Below are 15274 nucleotides of genomic sequence, written 5' to 3' on the forward strand. Positions count from 1 at the left end.
ATCTGGGTACGGCTTCGCCGGCAGGTGCGGTCCAAGTAGATCCCGGATGAGAGCAGCGGGCACTATCGAAATAGCGCGGGGAGGTACGCGGAGATGGATCTGAATTACTCGACCGAAGAGGTGGCCTTTCGCGCGGAAGTGCGCGCCTTTCTGGAGGCGAAGCTGCCTCAGGATCTGTCGGACGCTGTGCGCCTGGGTCGGGGTATCGGCAAAGAGGGGCATGATTGCTGGCACCAGATCCTGAACGATCAGGGGTGGCTGGCACCGACCTGGCCGCAGGAGTATGGCGGCTGCGGCTGGAATGCGGTCCAGCGCCACATCTTCGAAGAAGAATGTTGTCGCGCCCACGCGCCGCGCATCGTTCCGTTTGGTTTGACCATGCTTGCGCCGGTTCTGCAAAAATTCGGATCCGATGCGCAGCGCGCGTATTTCCTGCCCAAAATTCTGTCCGGTGAACACTGGTGGTGTCAGGGATATTCCGAGCCGGGCGCAGGGTCCGATCTGGCCAGCCTGAGCACGCGCGCAGTTCGCGATGGTGACCATTATATCGTCAACGGACAAAAAACTTGGACCACGCTTGGCCAATTCGCCAACTGGATTTTCTGTCTCGTCCGCACTGATCCTCAGGCCAAGCAGCAGGAGGGGATTTCCTTTCTGCTGATTGACATGGCGACACCAGGCATCGAAGTGCGGCCGATCATCCTTCTTGATGGCACCCATGAGGTCAACGAAGTCTGGTTCAATGATGTGCGCGTGCCTGCTGAAAATCTGGTTGGTGAGGAAAACAAAGGCTGGACCTATGCCAAATATCTGCTGACCCATGAACGCACCAATATTGCAGGTGTCGGGTTCAGCCAAGCAGGGTTGGAGGCGGTGAAACGTCTCGCGCGTCACCAGCTTCATCGCGGTCGTCCGCTGATCGAAAATCCACATTTCGCCGCGCGAATCGCTCGTGCGGAAATCGATCTGATGGCCATGTCCACCACCAATCTACGCATCATCTCAGCTGCGGCCCAAGGGCAGGCGCCCGGCGTCGAAAGCTCCATGCTCAAGGTGAAAGGCACCGAAATACGTCAGGAGATCAACGATCTCGCACGGCGCGCAGCGGGGGTTTATGCCCTGCCGTTTGCGTCGGAGGCGGTAGCCGGTGACAACAACGCGCTTTCTCCGCCAGAGGGGAGCGAAGCTGTCGCGGCCCAGTATTTCAACAATCGAAAACTGTCGATCTTCGGTGGATCGAACGAGATCCAGAAGAATATCATTGCCAAGGTTTCACTGGGAGGCAGGACATGAACTTTCAGCTGACAGAAGAGCGCCAGATGCTTCAGGACAGTTTGCGCCGGTTTCTTCGCGATCGGTATTCTGTCGCCGCCCGAAACCAGGCGCTTGCCGATCCTTCGGGGTACTCTCCGGAAATTTGGGGACAGCTTGCTGACCTCGGGGTGATTGGCGCGCTGCTGCCCGAGGCCGCTGGTGGATATGGCGGGGCCGGATTCGACATTGCGACGGTGTTTGAGGAATTGGGCCGGGCCGGCGTTGTTGAACCGGTGCTTGACAGCGCCGTTCTTTGTGGCGTGCTGCTGTGTGGCTCTGGCACAGATCCGATTTCGCCGCGTGATCAGAAAACGATTGATCGGCTGATCGCTGGAGATCTGCAGCTGGCCTTTGCCCACGGCGAGCCTGCCAGCCGGTATGAGCGTACCTGGATCGAAACCAAGGCTGTCGACGAGGGGGATGACATTCTGCTCACCGGGCGGAAATCCGTGGTGGTGAATGCAGAGGCGGCCGACTTGCTGATTGTTGCCGCGCGCGAAGCGGGGTCACCCGGAGATCGTGACGGCCTGTCCCTATTTTGTGTTCGCCCCGATGCACCCGGTCTGCGAATGCGGGGTAGCGCATTGCTGGCAGGCGGTAGAGCCGCCGAGATGGAACTGGATTGTGTTCGGCTGTCGAAATCAGCGCGGATCGGCGCAGCTGGCAATGCTGCGGACCGTATCGAAGGCGCCATTGCCGCGGCGGAGGTTGCGCTCGCCGCAGAGACGCTTGGCGCGATGGAAACAGCCGTACGGCTGACGATGGATTACCTGACTACACGGCAGCAATTCGGACGTCCAATCGGCACGTTTCAGGCCTTGCAGCATCGCGTTGCAGAGATGTTGATCGAGCTCGAACAGGCGCGTTCTGCCGTGATCAATGCAGCAGGCCACCTGGAGGATCTGCCTCTGGTGCGGGATCGTCATATCGCCGCCGCGCGCAATCTCATCGGGCGGACGGGGCGCCATATCGCGGAAGAGGCGATCCAGCTTCACGGAGGCATCGCGATGACTGCCGAATATGAGTTGGCCCATATCGCCAAACGCATCGTCTTGGCGGAACACCGCTTTGGTGATGCTGATACCCAGTTGGAGCGGTTCATTGACCTCACGGCGGCCTGATCCGATATCGCAGGCCACCGAGGCTGCGGCAGCACATGGGTCCGGGGGCACCAAGCGCATCATTGACGATCCAGGTTGTCAGCAGATGGTCGGGTATCGCACCGAGATCGATACGCAAACCGGGGCATGCCTTGTGATGCTGGAGCTTGCTCCACAGCACCTTAACCGCAATGGCCTACTGCATGGTGGCATCGTTGCGACCCTGATGGATGTGGTCTGTGGCAATACGGCATCTCAGCATTTTGACGCAGCCTTGCACCCGCCGGTGGTGACCGTCTCACTGACCTTGTCCTATATCGCGGCTGCACGGTCCGGGCAGGTTGTGGCATCGGCAACGGCAACAGGCGGTGGTGCCTCCCTGGCCTATGTGGCGGGAGAGCTGGTGGATGGTCGCGGGCAGATCTTGGCCACCGCGAGCGGGGTCTTCAAAAGGATACGGGGCTGAGGCCCCCGCGGCGCAGCTTTGTCTGCGGGGGGGGACAGATATCAACACGACCACGGGGAATCGAACATGACGCTTTGGCACGAGTATCTTGAGCAACATGCGCGCCATCGTCCGGAGTCTCCGGCCTTCAGCGACAGCGGCGGCACGAAGTGGACTTATGGTGAGCTTGCCCGCGTCTGCGATGAACTGCGATCTCATCTGGTGGCCGCTGGAGTGGGGCCGGGTGACCGGGTCATGTTACTCTGCGAGAACTGCTGCGTCGCCGTTGCAGCCCTGTTTGCTACCTCACAATTGGGCGGTGTTGCAGTTCCCGTGAATGCCCGGATGCGAGCGCCCGAGGTCGAGCGTATCCGCGCCCATGCCGAGCCGACAGTGATCCTGCTGACGGTGGCCGCTTCGCCGGATGCTGCGGCCCACGCGGCCCGATTGGGCGCACACCCGATGCCGGGCGATCTGGGCAGCTTGCAGATCGTTATGTCAGCCCCCGGAGAGGGTGTTGCGGCGGGCGATCGAGGCGATGAAACGATACCGTCCGATCTGGCCGTGCTGCTCTACACAACCGGTACGACCGGTGATCCAAAGGGGGTGATGCTCAGCCATGGAAACCTGAGTTTCGGCGGCGGTGCCTCGGCTCGCTTGCGCGATATGACCGTACGAGATGTGATCTATGGCGTTTTGCCACTTAGCCACGTGTTTGGCCTTGCGTCCGTTCTGACCGCCTCCGTGATGATCGGGGCCGAGGTTCGTCTTGAGGCGCGCTTTAGCGCGGCGCGGTTTTATCAGGCGTTGCGGAGCGGCGTCACCTTGGTTTCCGCCGTACCGCAGATGCACGCGCTGGTGATGCAATACGCTAAGGAACAGGGGTTGGCGCATCTTGATAGTCCCGATCTGCGCTATGTCTCCTCTGGCGCGGCTCCGCTCGACCCGGATTGGAAACGGCGGGCGGAAGATTTTTACGGCGTTGCCCTGCAGAACGGCTATGGGATGACCGAGGCCACGGCAGGGATCTGCGCGACACGCAACTGCCTGGGTGACCCTGATACATCGGTTGGCCCACCGCTATCGGGGGTTGAGGTGCGTCTGGATGAAAATGTTCCGGGCGGCGGCGGCGGGCTGGGAGAGATCTGCCTGCGCGGAGACAACGTTATGCTCGGCTATTTCCGCAACCCGAACGCCACGCGGGCGGCTCTCGATCCCGAAGGTTGGCTGCGCAGCGGCGATATGGGGCGTTGGGACCAAAGCGGCAATCTGCACATCGACGGACGCGCCAAGGAGCTGATTATCCATGGCGGTTTCAATGTCTTCCCGCCGGAGGTCGAAGCAGCTCTGAATGCCCATCCGCAGGTGGTTCAATCCGCTGTTGTCGGCCGCCAGATGGACGGGGACGAACAGGTGGTCGCCTTTGTGCAGGTGGCCACTGCCGATGCGCCTCGGGTTGAGGACTTACGTCTCTTCGTGGCAGAGCGTCTGGCAGGCTATAAACGGCCCGGCCTTATTGTGCTCACAGAACAGCTGCCAGCGGCACCGACAGGCAAGATCCTGAAGCATCTTCTGCTGTCCCATTTCGCGGACCGGCTGGCGTGAAGCGCCCGCGCCGCGCAACGCGCGGCGCTTGGCTCAACGGCTTCAGCGCCTTTCTTGAAAGGCGTCGCAGCGGGCGGGAGTTCCTTGTGTCCGCCCTACTGAATGCGCGCTGCTGTGATGTCGCTCGCTCAGGCCCAGACGCCAGCAGCAGCGGCTCGGATGTTGCGGATATTCTCTCCGTAAACCTCCGGCGTATCGACGGAGCCGCCCTTGAACACTGCTGATCCGGCGACCAGCACGTCCGCCCCGGCTTCTGCCACCAGCGGTGCGGTCTTGGGGTCAACGCCGCCATCAATCTCGATATGCACCGGGCGATCACCGATCATGGACCGCAGGCTACGAATCTTGGCGGTCATATCGATGAACTTCTGACCGCCGAACCCGGGGTTCACCGTCATGACGCAGATCAGATCGGTCAGATCCAGCAGATGGGCAACCGCCTCGGCAGGGGTGCCGGGGTTCAGGGCCACACCGGCTTTCATACCTGCCCCACGGATCGCTTGCAGGGTGCGATGAATATGCGGCCCGGCCTCGACATGTGCGGTCAGCACGTCGGCCCCGGCATCTGCATAGGCATCGATATAGGGGTCGACCGGCGCAATCATCAGATGCACATCCATCACGGTTTTGACATGTGGGCGAAACGCCTTCACCGCCATCGGACCAAAAGTAAGGTTGGGTACAAAATGCCCGTCCATCACATCGATATGAACCCAATCGGCGCCTTGGGATTCGATGGCCTGAATCTCCTGACCAAAATTGGCAAAGTCGGCAGACAGGATCGAAGGTGCGATTTTGATGGAGCGGTCGAAAGACATGGCAGCAGTTCCTTGGTTTCGTGGGCAGCGTTTCGTCGCCGTATAGCGGCTTGTTGCCGGCGCGCCTAGGGGCGTGCTGGCTGTTGTCATGCCGGCCGTTACAAAAGCTTCACCGCGATGACACACAAGTTTTGATCTGGCAGCTTAGTCAGTCCCGCAAAGAGACGGGAGCCTCAGGTGCTGCGAATTGACAAACTGACCAAGAGATTCGGCGACAAGATCGCGGTGGATGCCGCGACGCTGAATATCGACAAGCCCTGCATGATCGGCATTATCGGCCGCTCGGGCGCGGGGAAATCCACGTTGCTGCGGATGATCAACCGGCTTGGGGACGCCAGTGAGGGGCGCATCCTTTTCGAAGGGCGCGATGTGACCCAGCTGCGCGGCAAGGAGAAACGCGCCTGGCAATCCGATTGTGCGATGATCTTTCAGCAGTTCAATCTGGTTCCGCGGATGGATGTCGTGTCCAACGTGCTGCACGGCACGCTCAACCGTCGCTCGAGCCTTGCGACGTTGTTCAATCTCTACCCGATGGACGACATCCATCGCGCGATTGATATCCTTGACCGGCTTGGTATCGCCGAACACGCCGCCAAACGGGCCGAGGCGCTCTCGGGTGGTCAACAACAGCGGGTCGCGATCGCACGGGCTCTGATGCAGGATCCGAGGATCATTCTGGCGGATGAGCCGATTGCCTCGCTTGATCCGATGAATGCCCAGACAGTCATGGAGGCACTGCGCCGCATCCACGAGGAGGACGGCCGCACGGTCATCGCCAATCTGCACACACTGGATACCGCACGTCGCTACTGCGACCGCGTTGTCGGCATGCGGGACGGGCGCATCGTGTTCGATGGGTTGCCGGAACAACTGACGACCGGTGTCGCCCGCGAAATCTACGGCGCGGGCGCGGACTTCTCCGAGGCCGCAACCTCTACCGAGATCGAGACATTGAACCGTATTCAGCCGCGCCGACAGCCTGTTCCGGCGAACTGACAGTTTTTTCCAAACCCGGCGGTTCGTTCGCCGACATGACCAACCAGAGAGATTGACTAATGAAAAACCTTATTGCTGCCATTCTGGCGACCACCGCGCTGACCGCACCGGTTCTTGCTGAGACCTCGGAAATTCAGGAATTCCGTATCGGTATTCTTGGTGGTGAAAACGCTCAGGATCGCCTGAACAACAACGAGTGCCTGCGTCAAAAGACCGAGGATCTTCTGGGGGTCGAAACCAAACTCTTTGCCCCGGCCGACTACAACGGGGTGATCCAGGGGCTGTTGGGCGGCACCATCGACATGGCGTGGCTGGGTGCATCCGGCTATGCCAAAACTTATCTCAGTGATCCGGCGGCGGTAGAGCCGATCCTGGTAAAGGTGAACAACGACGGTGGCTATGGCTACTATTCCATCGGTTTCACGCGTAAGGATAGCGGGATCACATCGCTCGATGACATGCAGGGCAAGACATTTGGTTTTGGTGATCCAAACTCCACCTCCGGTTTCCTGATCCCTTCGATCGAGATTCCACAGGTAACCGGCGCGACCATGACCTCCGGCGATTACTTTGGCGAGGTTAAATTCACGGGCGGGCATGAGCAGACAATCGTCGCTGTTGCGAATGGCGATGTGGACGCCGGCGTCAGCTGGGCAGACGGTCTGGGCGAATGGGAAGATGGTTTCAACTCTGGCGCGCTGCGTCGCGCGGTTGATGCAGGTCTCGTCGATATGAACGATCTGGTGCAGATCTGGCAGTCCAAGCCTATTCCCGAGGGCCCGGTTGTTCTGCGCACCGAACTGCCCGAGGACGTGAAGCTGAAGATGACTGGCCTGATGGCCTCTCTGAAGTCGATGGATGCTGAATGTTTCTATGGTGTGGCCGCCGGTGAGGCGAAAGGCTTCATGCCGATCACCCACGAGGCCTACGAGGTTATCATCGAAGCGCGGAAATTGAAGTCCAACTAATTTCAGTACCTAAGCGCGCGGGGTTCGGAGAATTCGTGCCGAACCCCGCCATTTTATCTGCCAACTGCCCTGGTTCGGAACTGACTGCGCGCAGTCTCCACCACGTGAAACATCGAAAGCCCAGCCGTTCGGCTGTTTTCGACGACACAGGATCTCATTCATGACAGATGCAACAGCCTCGGCCCCTTCGGTGTCCGACATTCAGGCCGATTACCAGGCGCTGATACAGCGCAAGCGCCTTTATGGCGGGATCCTTCTGGCCGTATTTGTGGCGATGATGGCCGCCGGTTTCAGGATCGCCGACGATCGCAACGCAGGGTCTTTCTGGAATGGGATTACCCATGTTTTTGACTACCCCTCTGAGGTGCTTTCGGAAGCGGTCGAGAAGGTGGCCCTATTGCCCGGGCATGTGTTACAGTTTTCACCGGCCCTGATCGAGACCTTGAACATCGCTGCCGCTGCCACGCTGATTGGGGCAATCTTCGGAACCATCCTGTCTTTGTTGGCAACACGGGGGCTGGCGCGCTGGCCGCGCCTTATCCCGCTGTTCCGCCGGATGCTGGATATCTTTCGTGCGATCCCGGAAATCGTCATCGCACTGGTGCTGATCTTTCTTTTGGGTGGTGGACCGGTGCCTGCGATGATCGCGATTGCGATCCACACTGCGGGCGCTCTGGGCAAGCTGTTTTCCGAGGTGAATGAAAACGCATCGCTGAAGCCTGTCGAAGGACTGGCCTCTGTCGGGGCCGGTTGGGCGCAGCGCATGGTGCTGGGCGTTTTTCCCCAGGTCGGCCCGAACTATGTGAGCTACGCACTTCTGCGGTTCGAAATCAATATCCGCGCCTCCGCCATTCTCGGCTTCGTCGGGGCAGGCGGTATCGGCTACGAGCTGCGTAACGCCATGTCCTGGGGGCAGGGGCGGTATGATGAAGCTGCGGCGATCTTTCTTTTGCTGTTTTTTACCATCGTCCTGGTGGATCAACTGTCGGGCCTGCTGCGCGACCGGCTGACCCACGGAGCCAAACAATGACGACCTTTGACACCACTGTTCCGCCGACCTTGCGCAAACTGGACATGGAGCGCCTGTTCATCCGCAAGCGCGTCCTGAGCCTTTCTCTGCCGCTCTTGGTACTGGTCTATCTCGCCTATGTCTTCGTCGCCTTCGACGTTGCGGGGCTGGCCGCGCGGATGAATCCTCAGAATGCCCGCACGCTGGTGGCAGATAGTTACAGCTACAAAACCCACGTCACGCGCGACAATCGGACAGGTGACGTTAGCGTCGCCATCGAGGGAGAGCGCAAAGGGGCCTATCCCGATGGGCAAGCGCCGGAGTGGGTTTCCCTCGCGACGACACCGTCCGACGTTACCGTGATTGACCTCGAAGATGGTCATCAGGTTCGCTTTGGCCCCGAGAGCATTGTTTTTGATATCCCCGGCTATGGTAGGATCCGCGCAACCCCAAGTCGCAGCGCTGGCGTTCAGGCCGAATTTCCGGCAGGCGATCTGCCGGATTGGATCAATGTCTCAAAGAACCGGTTGGCGGTGACGACCGATGCCGGGCGTCTGACGGTGACCCGTAACCGTGCGGAGGTGTTTCGGTATTTTGCTGGTTGGGAGCTGTTCTTCTTCACCCTCGACAGCCGTTACCACGGTCTGGGGCCGGGTGAGCTGATGACCCGGGCCGCAACCGGTGAAGCGGGCGCGATCTTCCACGATTTCTGGACCAACAAGATGTGGCGGCATCAGGATGTGGCCTGGGCCATTTTCGAAACGCTGCTGATGGCGTTCCTTGGCACGATGGGCGCGGGGCTGATTGCGCTGCCGCTCGCATTTGCTGCTACCCGGAACTTCATGCCGCTGCGCGCGGTCCGCTTTGCAACCCGTCGCCTTTTTGACTTCGTGCGCGGCGTCGACTCTCTGATCTGGACCGTGGTCCTTGCCCGGGCCTTTGGACCCGGTCCGCTGACTGGCGCTTTGGCGATCCTGGTGACCGACACTGGCACCTTTGGCAAGATTTTCTCAGAGGCGCTGGAGAATGTGGACGAGAAACAGATCGAAGGCGTTGCCTCCACAGGCGCGAAGTCGGCGCAGCGCTATCGCTTCGGTGTCATTCCGCAGATCACGCCTGTCTTGCTGAGCCAGCTGCTCTATTTTCTGGAATCAAACACGCGCAGCGCAACGATCATTGGCGCCATCACCGGTGGCGGTATCGGCTTGCTGCTGACTCAGGCCATTATCACCCAGAAGGACTGGGAAGAGGTTGCCTATTACATCGTGCTGATCATTCTCATGGTGATGGTCATGGATTGGGTGTCCGGTTGGCTGCGCCGCCGCCTGATCAAGGGCGAGCCGGGCCGCAAGGCCCGCCGTCAGGGTGGCGCGATGCTGCTGCCGTGACCGTTGGCGGTGCTAAGAACCTGTCTCTTCAATATCTTCGAAAGCCACCCAATGCCCCGTCTCTCTGCCGATCAGCCGTATCTTCATTCCAACTGTTCGATAGCAAACAGCCAGTTTGGCGCCTTCGTCGAAATCGGGGCGGAAAGCCGGGTACTGAACAGCCGGTTCGGCGATTACAGCTACTGTGATCGCTACTGTGATATCGCGAATGCTGAGATCGGGAAGTTCTCGAATATCGCCAGCGCCACGCGTATTGGCGCCACCGATCATCCGCTGCCAAAGGCCTCGCTGCATCATTTCCTCTACCGCTCGTCGGCCTATTGGGACGACATCGAAGATGACGCGGACTGGTTTCAGCATCGTGCCAGTCGGCTGGCACATATCGGCCACGACACCTGGATCGGGCATGGTGTGCTGATCAAGCCCGAGGTGACCATTGGCCATGGTGCCGTGGTGGCGGCCGGGACTGTCGTCACCAAGGACGTTGCCCCCTATACGATCGTCGGGGGAAACACGGCGCGGCTCATCCGGCGTCGGTATACCGAAGCAGTCGCTGAGGCGATGATCGCCTTGGCCTGGTGGGACTGGGACAATGCCCGGTTGAAGGCGGCGGTCCCCGATTTCCGAGCGCTAAGCGCCGAAGCCTTCTTAGAGAAATACGCCTAGCACCTACCTGCGGATCAGCCATCAACGAGGGCGTCATGCAGGCAGGTCACCCGTCGGCCAAACCCGCGTCATCCTGATCGCTGACGGTCAGGGTCACCCGGTCCCCGGCAAACCAAGTTCGGCCAAATTCGACAGGGGTCCCGTCTGGCGCTGCGTTGATGCCGGTTGTCCGCAGGATCGGGCTGCCCTCGGAGATCCTGAGGTGCAGTGCCTGCGTGGCAGTTGCGAGTTTGGCCGTGATACGGGTCTCCACCCTCGTATAGTCGGTGACCCCGCAGATCTTCAGAGCCGCTGTTACCGATTGGGTCTCTTGCAACGCGGGGAGCAGATCAGGCAGGTCTTCGGCGGGGAAGACGCTTTGGAAGAGGGCAATCGGCTGGCCATCCGCCAGTGACAACCCATCATAGACATGTACGGCTGTTCCTGATTCCAGCCCCAGCGCTTCGGCTTCTCGGCGGTCGGCAGCCCGGGTCTCCAGGCTGAGGATTTTCTTTGCTGGAATACGTCCCAGCCGAGCGACGTTCTGGTGAAAGCGGACTCTTTTGCCAATCGGGTAATCTGTTGGCTGAGCCGCAACAAAGACACCGGCGCCCCGGCGGGCGTGAACCAGCCCCTGGTCTGCCATCTCCGACAAGGCGCGACGGACAGTGTGGCGGTTGACCCCAAATCGACCTGCGAGCTGCACCTCTGGCGGAAGCTTGTCGCCGGTCTGATAGCGCCCCTGTGCGATGTCATCGGTGAGGCTGATGGCGATGGATTTCCAGACCGGGGTGCGGGGCATGTCACGAAACTTTCACAAGGTTGTCGTTGCGCCGCGTGGGGCGACTCAGGTAACATTTGTCTAGTTGTATAGATAAGCTAGACAAACAGGCCAAGAGGCTTCGACAAGATGAACAGAGAAAACAGCATCACAGCGGGTGGTACCGGCAGCGGGGTGGACCGCCAAGCATGGATGAGCCTTCTTGCCTCTGCAAATGCCGCGGCATTGCAGGAGCTCTGGCAGAGCTATGGGCAGAACCCCGAACACGCATGGCTGCGCCCGCCCGAAGTTGGCGGCGTGATGGTGCGGGGGCGCATGGGGGCCAGCGGAGCGGCCTTCAACCTAGGTGAAATGACGGTTACCCGCTGCGCGCTGACATTGGCCGATGGCGTTGTCGGTCACGGCTATGTTCAGGGCCGTAACAAGGCACAGGCTGAGATCGCCGCCAAGATTGATGCGCTGATGCAGACCGGGGCGGCGGCCGACGTGCAGCGTCAGATCCTGGCACCGCTGCGCGAGGCAAAGCAGGCGAAAAAGGCGGCTCGGGCTGCAAAAGCCGCCGCTACGAAAGTTGATTTCTTTACAATGGTGCGGGGGGAAGACTGATGTCGACGCAAGCCCAGGCTTCTCATTTCTCTGGTGGTTTTGCTTCTCCTGCGGTGCAGTCGGCGCATGCGTTTCGCGCTGCGATGACCGCCATGGCACGTCCTGGCCAGATCATGGACATCACTGGCGCAGCGCCACCCGATGACCTGTCTGTCGCCGTTGGCAGCCTGTTGCTGACGCTGTGTGATCCCGACACGGGTCTCTACCTAGCGCCGGATGTTGACACGCTGGCGGTGCGGGAATGGGTCACGTTTCATACAGGCGCGCCGCTGGTGGCGGCTGATGTTGCAGATTTTGCGCTGGGCGGCTGGGCTGCGCTGGCACCAGTTGATGCCTATCGTATCGGCACGGCTGAATACCCGGATCGCTCAGCCACTCTGATCGTTGAAATGGACGAACTTGCACGACCCAACGCTGAATTGAGCGGCCCCGGCATTAAAGACACCGGCCAGATTCGCCTGCCTGATCTGGGCGCATTTCAGGATAACTCTGCGCTCTTCCCGCTGGGGTTCGACACTTATTTCACCGTCGGCAGCCAGCTTTGCGCGCTGCCACGTTCCAGCCGGATTGCTCCGCTGTCCAAGAAGGAGGGCTAAGACATGTATGTTGCCGTAAAAGGGGGCGAACGGGCGATTGACAACGCCCATGCGTGGCTGGCCGAAGAACGCCGGGGCCATACATCGGTGGCCGAGCTGAGCCTGGCCCAGATTCGCGAACAGCTGAGCCTGGCGGTGAACCGGGTGATGGCAGAGGGCTCGCTTTACGATCCTGACCTGGCGGCGCTGGCGATCAAACAGGCGCGTGGGGATCTGATTGAAGCGATTTTTCTGATCCGCGCCTATCGCACAACGCTGCCGCGCTTCGGCGCATCTGAGCCGGTTGAAACGAGCCGTATGGCCTGTGACCGACGGATCTCTGCGACCTTTAAGGATGCGCCTGGTGGTCAGGTGCTTGGGCCGACCTTCGATTACACCCATCGCTTGCTGGATTTCAAACTGGCGGCGGAGAGTGATGCCGAAGATTTGCCGGAGGCTCAGACAGCTGAGCCGCGGAGCGAAGACACGCCACATATCCTGACTTTCCTCGATGGCGAGAACATTATTGAACAGGAGCCTCAGGACGATACGGAACCGGGCGACCTGACGCGCGAGCCGATGTCATTTCCGGCGGGGCGGGCGGTGCGTCTACAGTCGCTCACGCGCGGGGACGAAGGCTTCATCCTTGGCATGGCCTATTCGACCCAGCGTGGCTATGCGCGCAACCACGCCTTTGTGGGGGAACTGCGCATCGGCACCGTACCAGTCGAAATGGAGATCCCAGAGCTGGGTTTCGCGATTGAGATCGGAGAGGTTGAGCTGACCGAATGCGAGACCGTGAACCAGTTCAAGGGGTCGAAAACCGTGCCACCGCAGTTCACCCGTGGCTATGGGCTGGTGTTTGGTCAGTCAGAACGCAAATCTATCGCCATGGCGCTGGTCGATCGCGCCCTGCGCTGGGAAGAACTCGGCGAAGACAACCTTGGCGCCCCGGCGCAGGACGAGGAATTTGTCCTAAGCCACGCCGACAATATTCAGGCCACCGGTTTCCTCGAGCACATCAAACTACCGCACTACGTGGATTTCCAATCCGAACTGGAACTGGTCCGCAAATTGCGCCGCGAGGCAGCGGAGCTGGCGGAAACGCTGGCGGCACGGGAGGCGGCAGAATGAGGCTAGTCTCCCCATCCATCAGTATTGCTCGTTTCGGCGTACCAGTCACCTCCTGGCCGATCAGGATGATTGGGCGATTTGTATTCAGAGCCGTCAAGGCCAATCCAAGTCCAAGTGCCATCAGGTTCTTTGCGGAGGCTATCCCTTCGACGTTTCTTTCGACGGTAGTCCCAAAGAGCGAACACCCCGAAGGCCAAAATCAAAATCCAGGAAATCAGGGGCGTTTGCATAAAACGGTTCCTGCAACGAATTGAGGCAACATGTCTGACTACAACTTTGCATATCTGGACGAACAGACCAAGCGGATGATCCGCCGGGCGATCCTGAAAGGGCTGGCGGTGCCGGGCTATCAGGTGCCCTTTGCCAGCCGCGAAATGCCGATGCCCTATGGCTGGGGCACCGGCGGCGTGCAGGTCTCTGCCGCCACGCTGACCCCGGATGACACGTTGAAAGTGATCGATCAGGGTGCCGATGACACCACGAATGCAGTTTCGATCCGAAAGTTCTTCGAAAACACCGCAGGCGTAGCCACCACTGAAGAAACTGCGAAGGCCAGTGTTATCCAGACCCGCCATCGTATCCCTGAGGCGGAGCTGAGCGAGGATCAGATCCTGGTCTATCAGGTGCCAATCCCGGAGCCCCTGCGCTTTCTCGAGCCGCGGGAGACCGAGACCCGCAAGATGCACAGCCTGCAGGAATATGGGCTGATGCACGTGAAACTTTATGAGGACATCAGCCAGCACGGCGCGATTGCGACCTCCTATGCCTATCCGGTGAAGGTCGCAGGCCGCTATGTGATGGACCCCTCGCCGATCCCGAAATTTGACAACCCGAAAATGAACATGGCAGCGATCCAGCTGTTTGGCGCAGGGCGCGAGCAACGCATCTACGCGGTGCCGCCTTATACCGAAGTGGTCTCGCTGGATTTTGAGGACTATCCGTTTGAAGCCAGCAAGGCGGATCACCCCTGCGATCTCTGCGCGGCCGAAGACAGCTATCTGGATGAGGTGATCCTCGACGACGCGGGCAACCGGATGTTTGTCTGCTCGGACACGGATTATTGCCGATCCCGGCGTGACGCTGGCCATATTGGCCGCCTGAGTGAGGAGGCCGCGTGATGACACCGCTGCTGCAAGTAAAGAACCTGGCCAAGATGTATGGCGCGCGGATTGGCTGCACTGATGTCAGCTTTGATCTTTATCCGGGCGAAGTCATGGGCATTGTTGGTGAAAGCGGGTCGGGGAAATCGACTCTGTTGAACAGTATGGCGGGCCATCTGACGCCGGATCGTGGTGAAGTGATCTTCGACACCCGTGCAGACGGGCCGGTGGACACAGTCACCATGTCGGAACCGGCACGTCGTATGCTGGGGCGAACGGATTGGGCGTTTGTCCATCAGCACGCCCGCGATGGGCTGCGGATGTCTGTGTCAGCCGGTGGCAATATCGGTGAACGGTTGATGGCTGTGGGGGATCGTCACTACGGCAGCATCCGCGCCCGAGCGGCCGATTGGCTGGGCCGCGTCGAGATTGCCGAAAGCCGCATCGATGACCGGCCCACAGCTTTTTCCGGCGGGATGCAGCAGCGACTTCAGATTGCCCGCAATCTGGTCACCGGGCCGCGCCTTGTCTTCATGGACGAACCCACTGGCGGGCTTGATGTTTCGGTGCAGGCGCGGCTGTTGGATCTGTTGCGCGGGCTGGTGCGGGAAATGGGCCTGAGCGCCATTATCGTGACCCATGATCTCGCGGTGGTGCGTCTCCTGGCGGATCGGCTGATGGTCATGAAAGACGGTCATGTCGTCGAGGCTGGTCTGACCGATCAGGTGCTGGATGACCCGCAGCACGCCTATACCCAATTGCTGGTTTCCAGCGTTCTTCAGGTCTGAGG

General features: G+C 60.1%; 16 protein-coding genes. 14 read left to right on the plus strand and 2 right to left on the minus strand.

Going from position 1 to position 15274, the window contains the following annotated elements:
• Nucleotides 1-93: 93 nt before the first annotated feature.
• The 4 genes from VWZ85_RS08235 to VWZ85_RS08250 all read left to right on the plus strand — a co-directional run bounded on the left by VWZ85_RS08235 (nt 94) and on the right by VWZ85_RS08250 (nt 4464).
• Complete coding sequence (locus tag VWZ85_RS08235; protein WP_416587770.1) at nt 94-1293, plus strand: acyl-CoA dehydrogenase family protein; 1200 nt, start codon at nt 94-96, stop codon at nt 1291-1293.
• Nucleotides 1290-2435 carry an acyl-CoA dehydrogenase family protein gene (locus tag VWZ85_RS08240; RefSeq protein ID WP_416587774.1) on the plus strand — a complete coding sequence of 382 codons (1146 nt, stop codon included), beginning with the start codon at nt 1290-1292 and terminating at the stop codon, nt 2433-2435. The genes VWZ85_RS08235 and VWZ85_RS08240 overlap by 4 nt, the downstream gene beginning before the upstream one ends.
• Entirely contained in the window at nt 2416-2880 is a 465-nt protein-coding gene (locus VWZ85_RS08245) for a PaaI family thioesterase (protein WP_416545526.1), read from the plus strand. Before VWZ85_RS08240 ends, VWZ85_RS08245 begins: the two co-directional genes overlap by 20 nt.
• A gap of 66 nt (nt 2881-2946) precedes the next feature.
• A complete protein-coding gene (locus VWZ85_RS08250; protein ID WP_416536478.1) occupies nt 2947-4464 on the plus strand; it encodes a class I adenylate-forming enzyme family protein in 1518 nt (505 codons plus the stop codon).
• 128 nt (nt 4465-4592) lie between these two features.
• On the opposite strand, the gene rpe is transcribed toward VWZ85_RS08250, so the two are convergent.
• Entirely contained in the window at nt 4593-5282 is a 690-nt protein-coding gene (rpe, locus tag VWZ85_RS08255; protein ID WP_340544360.1) for a ribulose-phosphate 3-epimerase, read from the minus strand.
• Nucleotides 5283-5459: 177 nt separating this feature from the next.
• Here rpe and phnC point away from each other — a divergent pair, with 177 nt between their 5' ends.
• The 5 genes from phnC (at nt 5460) to VWZ85_RS08280 (ending at nt 10309) form a co-directional block, all read left to right on the plus strand.
• Nucleotides 5460-6278 carry a phosphonate ABC transporter ATP-binding protein gene (phnC, locus tag VWZ85_RS08260; RefSeq protein WP_416587775.1) on the plus strand — a complete coding sequence of 273 codons (819 nt, stop codon included), beginning with the start codon at nt 5460-5462 and terminating at the stop codon, nt 6276-6278.
• 59 nt (nt 6279-6337) lie between these two features.
• Entirely contained in the window at nt 6338-7246 is a 909-nt protein-coding gene (gene phnD / locus VWZ85_RS08265) for a phosphonate ABC transporter substrate-binding protein (RefSeq protein ID WP_416543336.1), read from the plus strand.
• 160 nt (nt 7247-7406) lie between these two features.
• The gene (gene phnE / locus VWZ85_RS08270; RefSeq protein WP_340544364.1) at nt 7407-8276 is read left to right on the plus strand and encodes a phosphonate ABC transporter, permease protein PhnE; all 870 of its coding nucleotides are present in this window, start codon (nt 7407-7409) and stop codon (nt 8274-8276) included.
• Nucleotides 8273-9643, plus strand: coding sequence for a phosphonate ABC transporter, permease protein PhnE (phnE, locus tag VWZ85_RS08275; protein ID WP_416587776.1), 1371 nt, complete (start codon nt 8273-8275; stop codon nt 9641-9643). Before phnE (VWZ85_RS08270) ends, phnE (VWZ85_RS08275) begins: the two co-directional genes overlap by 4 nt.
• Nucleotides 9644-9694: 51 nt before the next feature.
• Nucleotides 9695-10309 (plus strand): chloramphenicol acetyltransferase, encoded by a 615-nt coding sequence (locus VWZ85_RS08280; protein WP_416587778.1) that lies wholly within the window; start codon nt 9695-9697, stop codon nt 10307-10309.
• Nucleotides 10310-10355: 46 nt separating this feature from the next.
• Here VWZ85_RS08280 and phnF read toward each other — a convergent pair whose 3' ends face one another.
• A complete protein-coding gene (gene phnF, locus VWZ85_RS08285; RefSeq protein WP_416543333.1) occupies nt 10356-11090 on the minus strand; it encodes a phosphonate metabolism transcriptional regulator PhnF in 735 nt (244 codons plus the stop codon).
• 108 nt (nt 11091-11198) lie between these two features.
• Between phnF and phnG the strand changes: the two genes are divergently transcribed.
• From phnG to phnK, 5 genes are all read left to right on the plus strand, one after another.
• Complete coding sequence (phnG, locus tag VWZ85_RS08290; RefSeq protein ID WP_416587781.1) at nt 11199-11675, plus strand: phosphonate C-P lyase system protein PhnG; 477 nt, start codon at nt 11199-11201, stop codon at nt 11673-11675.
• Nucleotides 11675-12271 carry a phosphonate C-P lyase system protein PhnH gene (gene phnH, locus VWZ85_RS08295; RefSeq protein ID WP_416587784.1) on the plus strand — a complete coding sequence of 199 codons (597 nt, stop codon included), beginning with the start codon at nt 11675-11677 and terminating at the stop codon, nt 12269-12271. The genes phnG and phnH overlap by 1 nt, the downstream gene beginning before the upstream one ends.
• Nucleotides 12272-12274: 3 nt before the next feature.
• The gene (locus tag VWZ85_RS08300; protein ID WP_416587785.1) at nt 12275-13384 is read left to right on the plus strand and encodes a carbon-phosphorus lyase complex subunit PhnI; all 1110 of its coding nucleotides are present in this window, start codon (nt 12275-12277) and stop codon (nt 13382-13384) included.
• Nucleotides 13385-13644: 260 nt separating this feature from the next.
• On the plus strand, nt 13645-14502 hold the full coding sequence (locus VWZ85_RS08305; protein ID WP_416540689.1) for an alpha-D-ribose 1-methylphosphonate 5-phosphate C-P-lyase PhnJ: 858 nt from the start codon (nt 13645-13647) through the stop codon (nt 14500-14502).
• Nucleotides 14502-15272, plus strand: a complete 771-nt coding sequence (gene phnK, locus VWZ85_RS08310; RefSeq protein ID WP_340544372.1) for a phosphonate C-P lyase system protein PhnK — start codon at nt 14502-14504, stop codon at nt 15270-15272. Before VWZ85_RS08305 ends, phnK begins: the two co-directional genes overlap by 1 nt.
• Nucleotides 15273-15274 lie beyond the last annotated feature (2 nt).

The sequence above is a fragment of the Phaeobacter sp. JH20_29 genome (genome assembly GCF_048056175.1).
Taxonomy (GTDB): Bacteria; Pseudomonadota; Alphaproteobacteria; order Rhodobacterales; family Rhodobacteraceae; genus Phaeobacter; species Phaeobacter bryozoorum.

Excerpts from the sequence above, each read along its gene's own strand:
- phnF (WP_416543333.1), bottom strand. The coding sequence starts at position 11,090 with ATGCCCCGCACCCCGGTCTGGAAATCCATCGCCATCAGCCTCACCGAT.
- phnG (WP_416587781.1), top strand. The coding sequence starts at position 11,199 with ATGAACAGAGAAAACAGCATCACAGCGGGTGGTACCGGCAGCGGGGTG.
- phnK (WP_340544372.1), top strand. The coding sequence starts at position 14,502 with ATGACACCGCTGCTGCAAGTAAAGAACCTGGCCAAGATGTATGGCGCG.
- VWZ85_RS08280 (WP_416587778.1), top strand. The coding sequence starts at position 9,695 with ATGCCCCGTCTCTCTGCCGATCAGCCGTATCTTCATTCCAACTGTTCG.
- VWZ85_RS08235 (WP_416587770.1), top strand. The coding sequence starts at position 94 with ATGGATCTGAATTACTCGACCGAAGAGGTGGCCTTTCGCGCGGAAGTG.
- VWZ85_RS08300 (WP_416587785.1), top strand. The coding sequence starts at position 12,275 with ATGTATGTTGCCGTAAAAGGGGGCGAACGGGCGATTGACAACGCCCAT.
- VWZ85_RS08250 (WP_416536478.1), top strand. The coding sequence starts at position 2,947 with ATGACGCTTTGGCACGAGTATCTTGAGCAACATGCGCGCCATCGTCCG.
- phnE (WP_416587776.1), top strand. The coding sequence starts at position 8,273 with ATGACGACCTTTGACACCACTGTTCCGCCGACCTTGCGCAAACTGGAC.
- VWZ85_RS08305 (WP_416540689.1), top strand. The coding sequence starts at position 13,645 with ATGTCTGACTACAACTTTGCATATCTGGACGAACAGACCAAGCGGATG.
- phnD (WP_416543336.1), top strand. The coding sequence starts at position 6,338 with ATGAAAAACCTTATTGCTGCCATTCTGGCGACCACCGCGCTGACCGCA.
- rpe (WP_340544360.1), bottom strand. The coding sequence starts at position 5,282 with ATGTCTTTCGACCGCTCCATCAAAATCGCACCTTCGATCCTGTCTGCC.
- phnE (WP_340544364.1), top strand. The coding sequence starts at position 7,407 with ATGACAGATGCAACAGCCTCGGCCCCTTCGGTGTCCGACATTCAGGCC.
- VWZ85_RS08240 (WP_416587774.1), top strand. The coding sequence starts at position 1,290 with ATGAACTTTCAGCTGACAGAAGAGCGCCAGATGCTTCAGGACAGTTTG.
- phnH (WP_416587784.1), top strand. The coding sequence starts at position 11,675 with ATGTCGACGCAAGCCCAGGCTTCTCATTTCTCTGGTGGTTTTGCTTCT.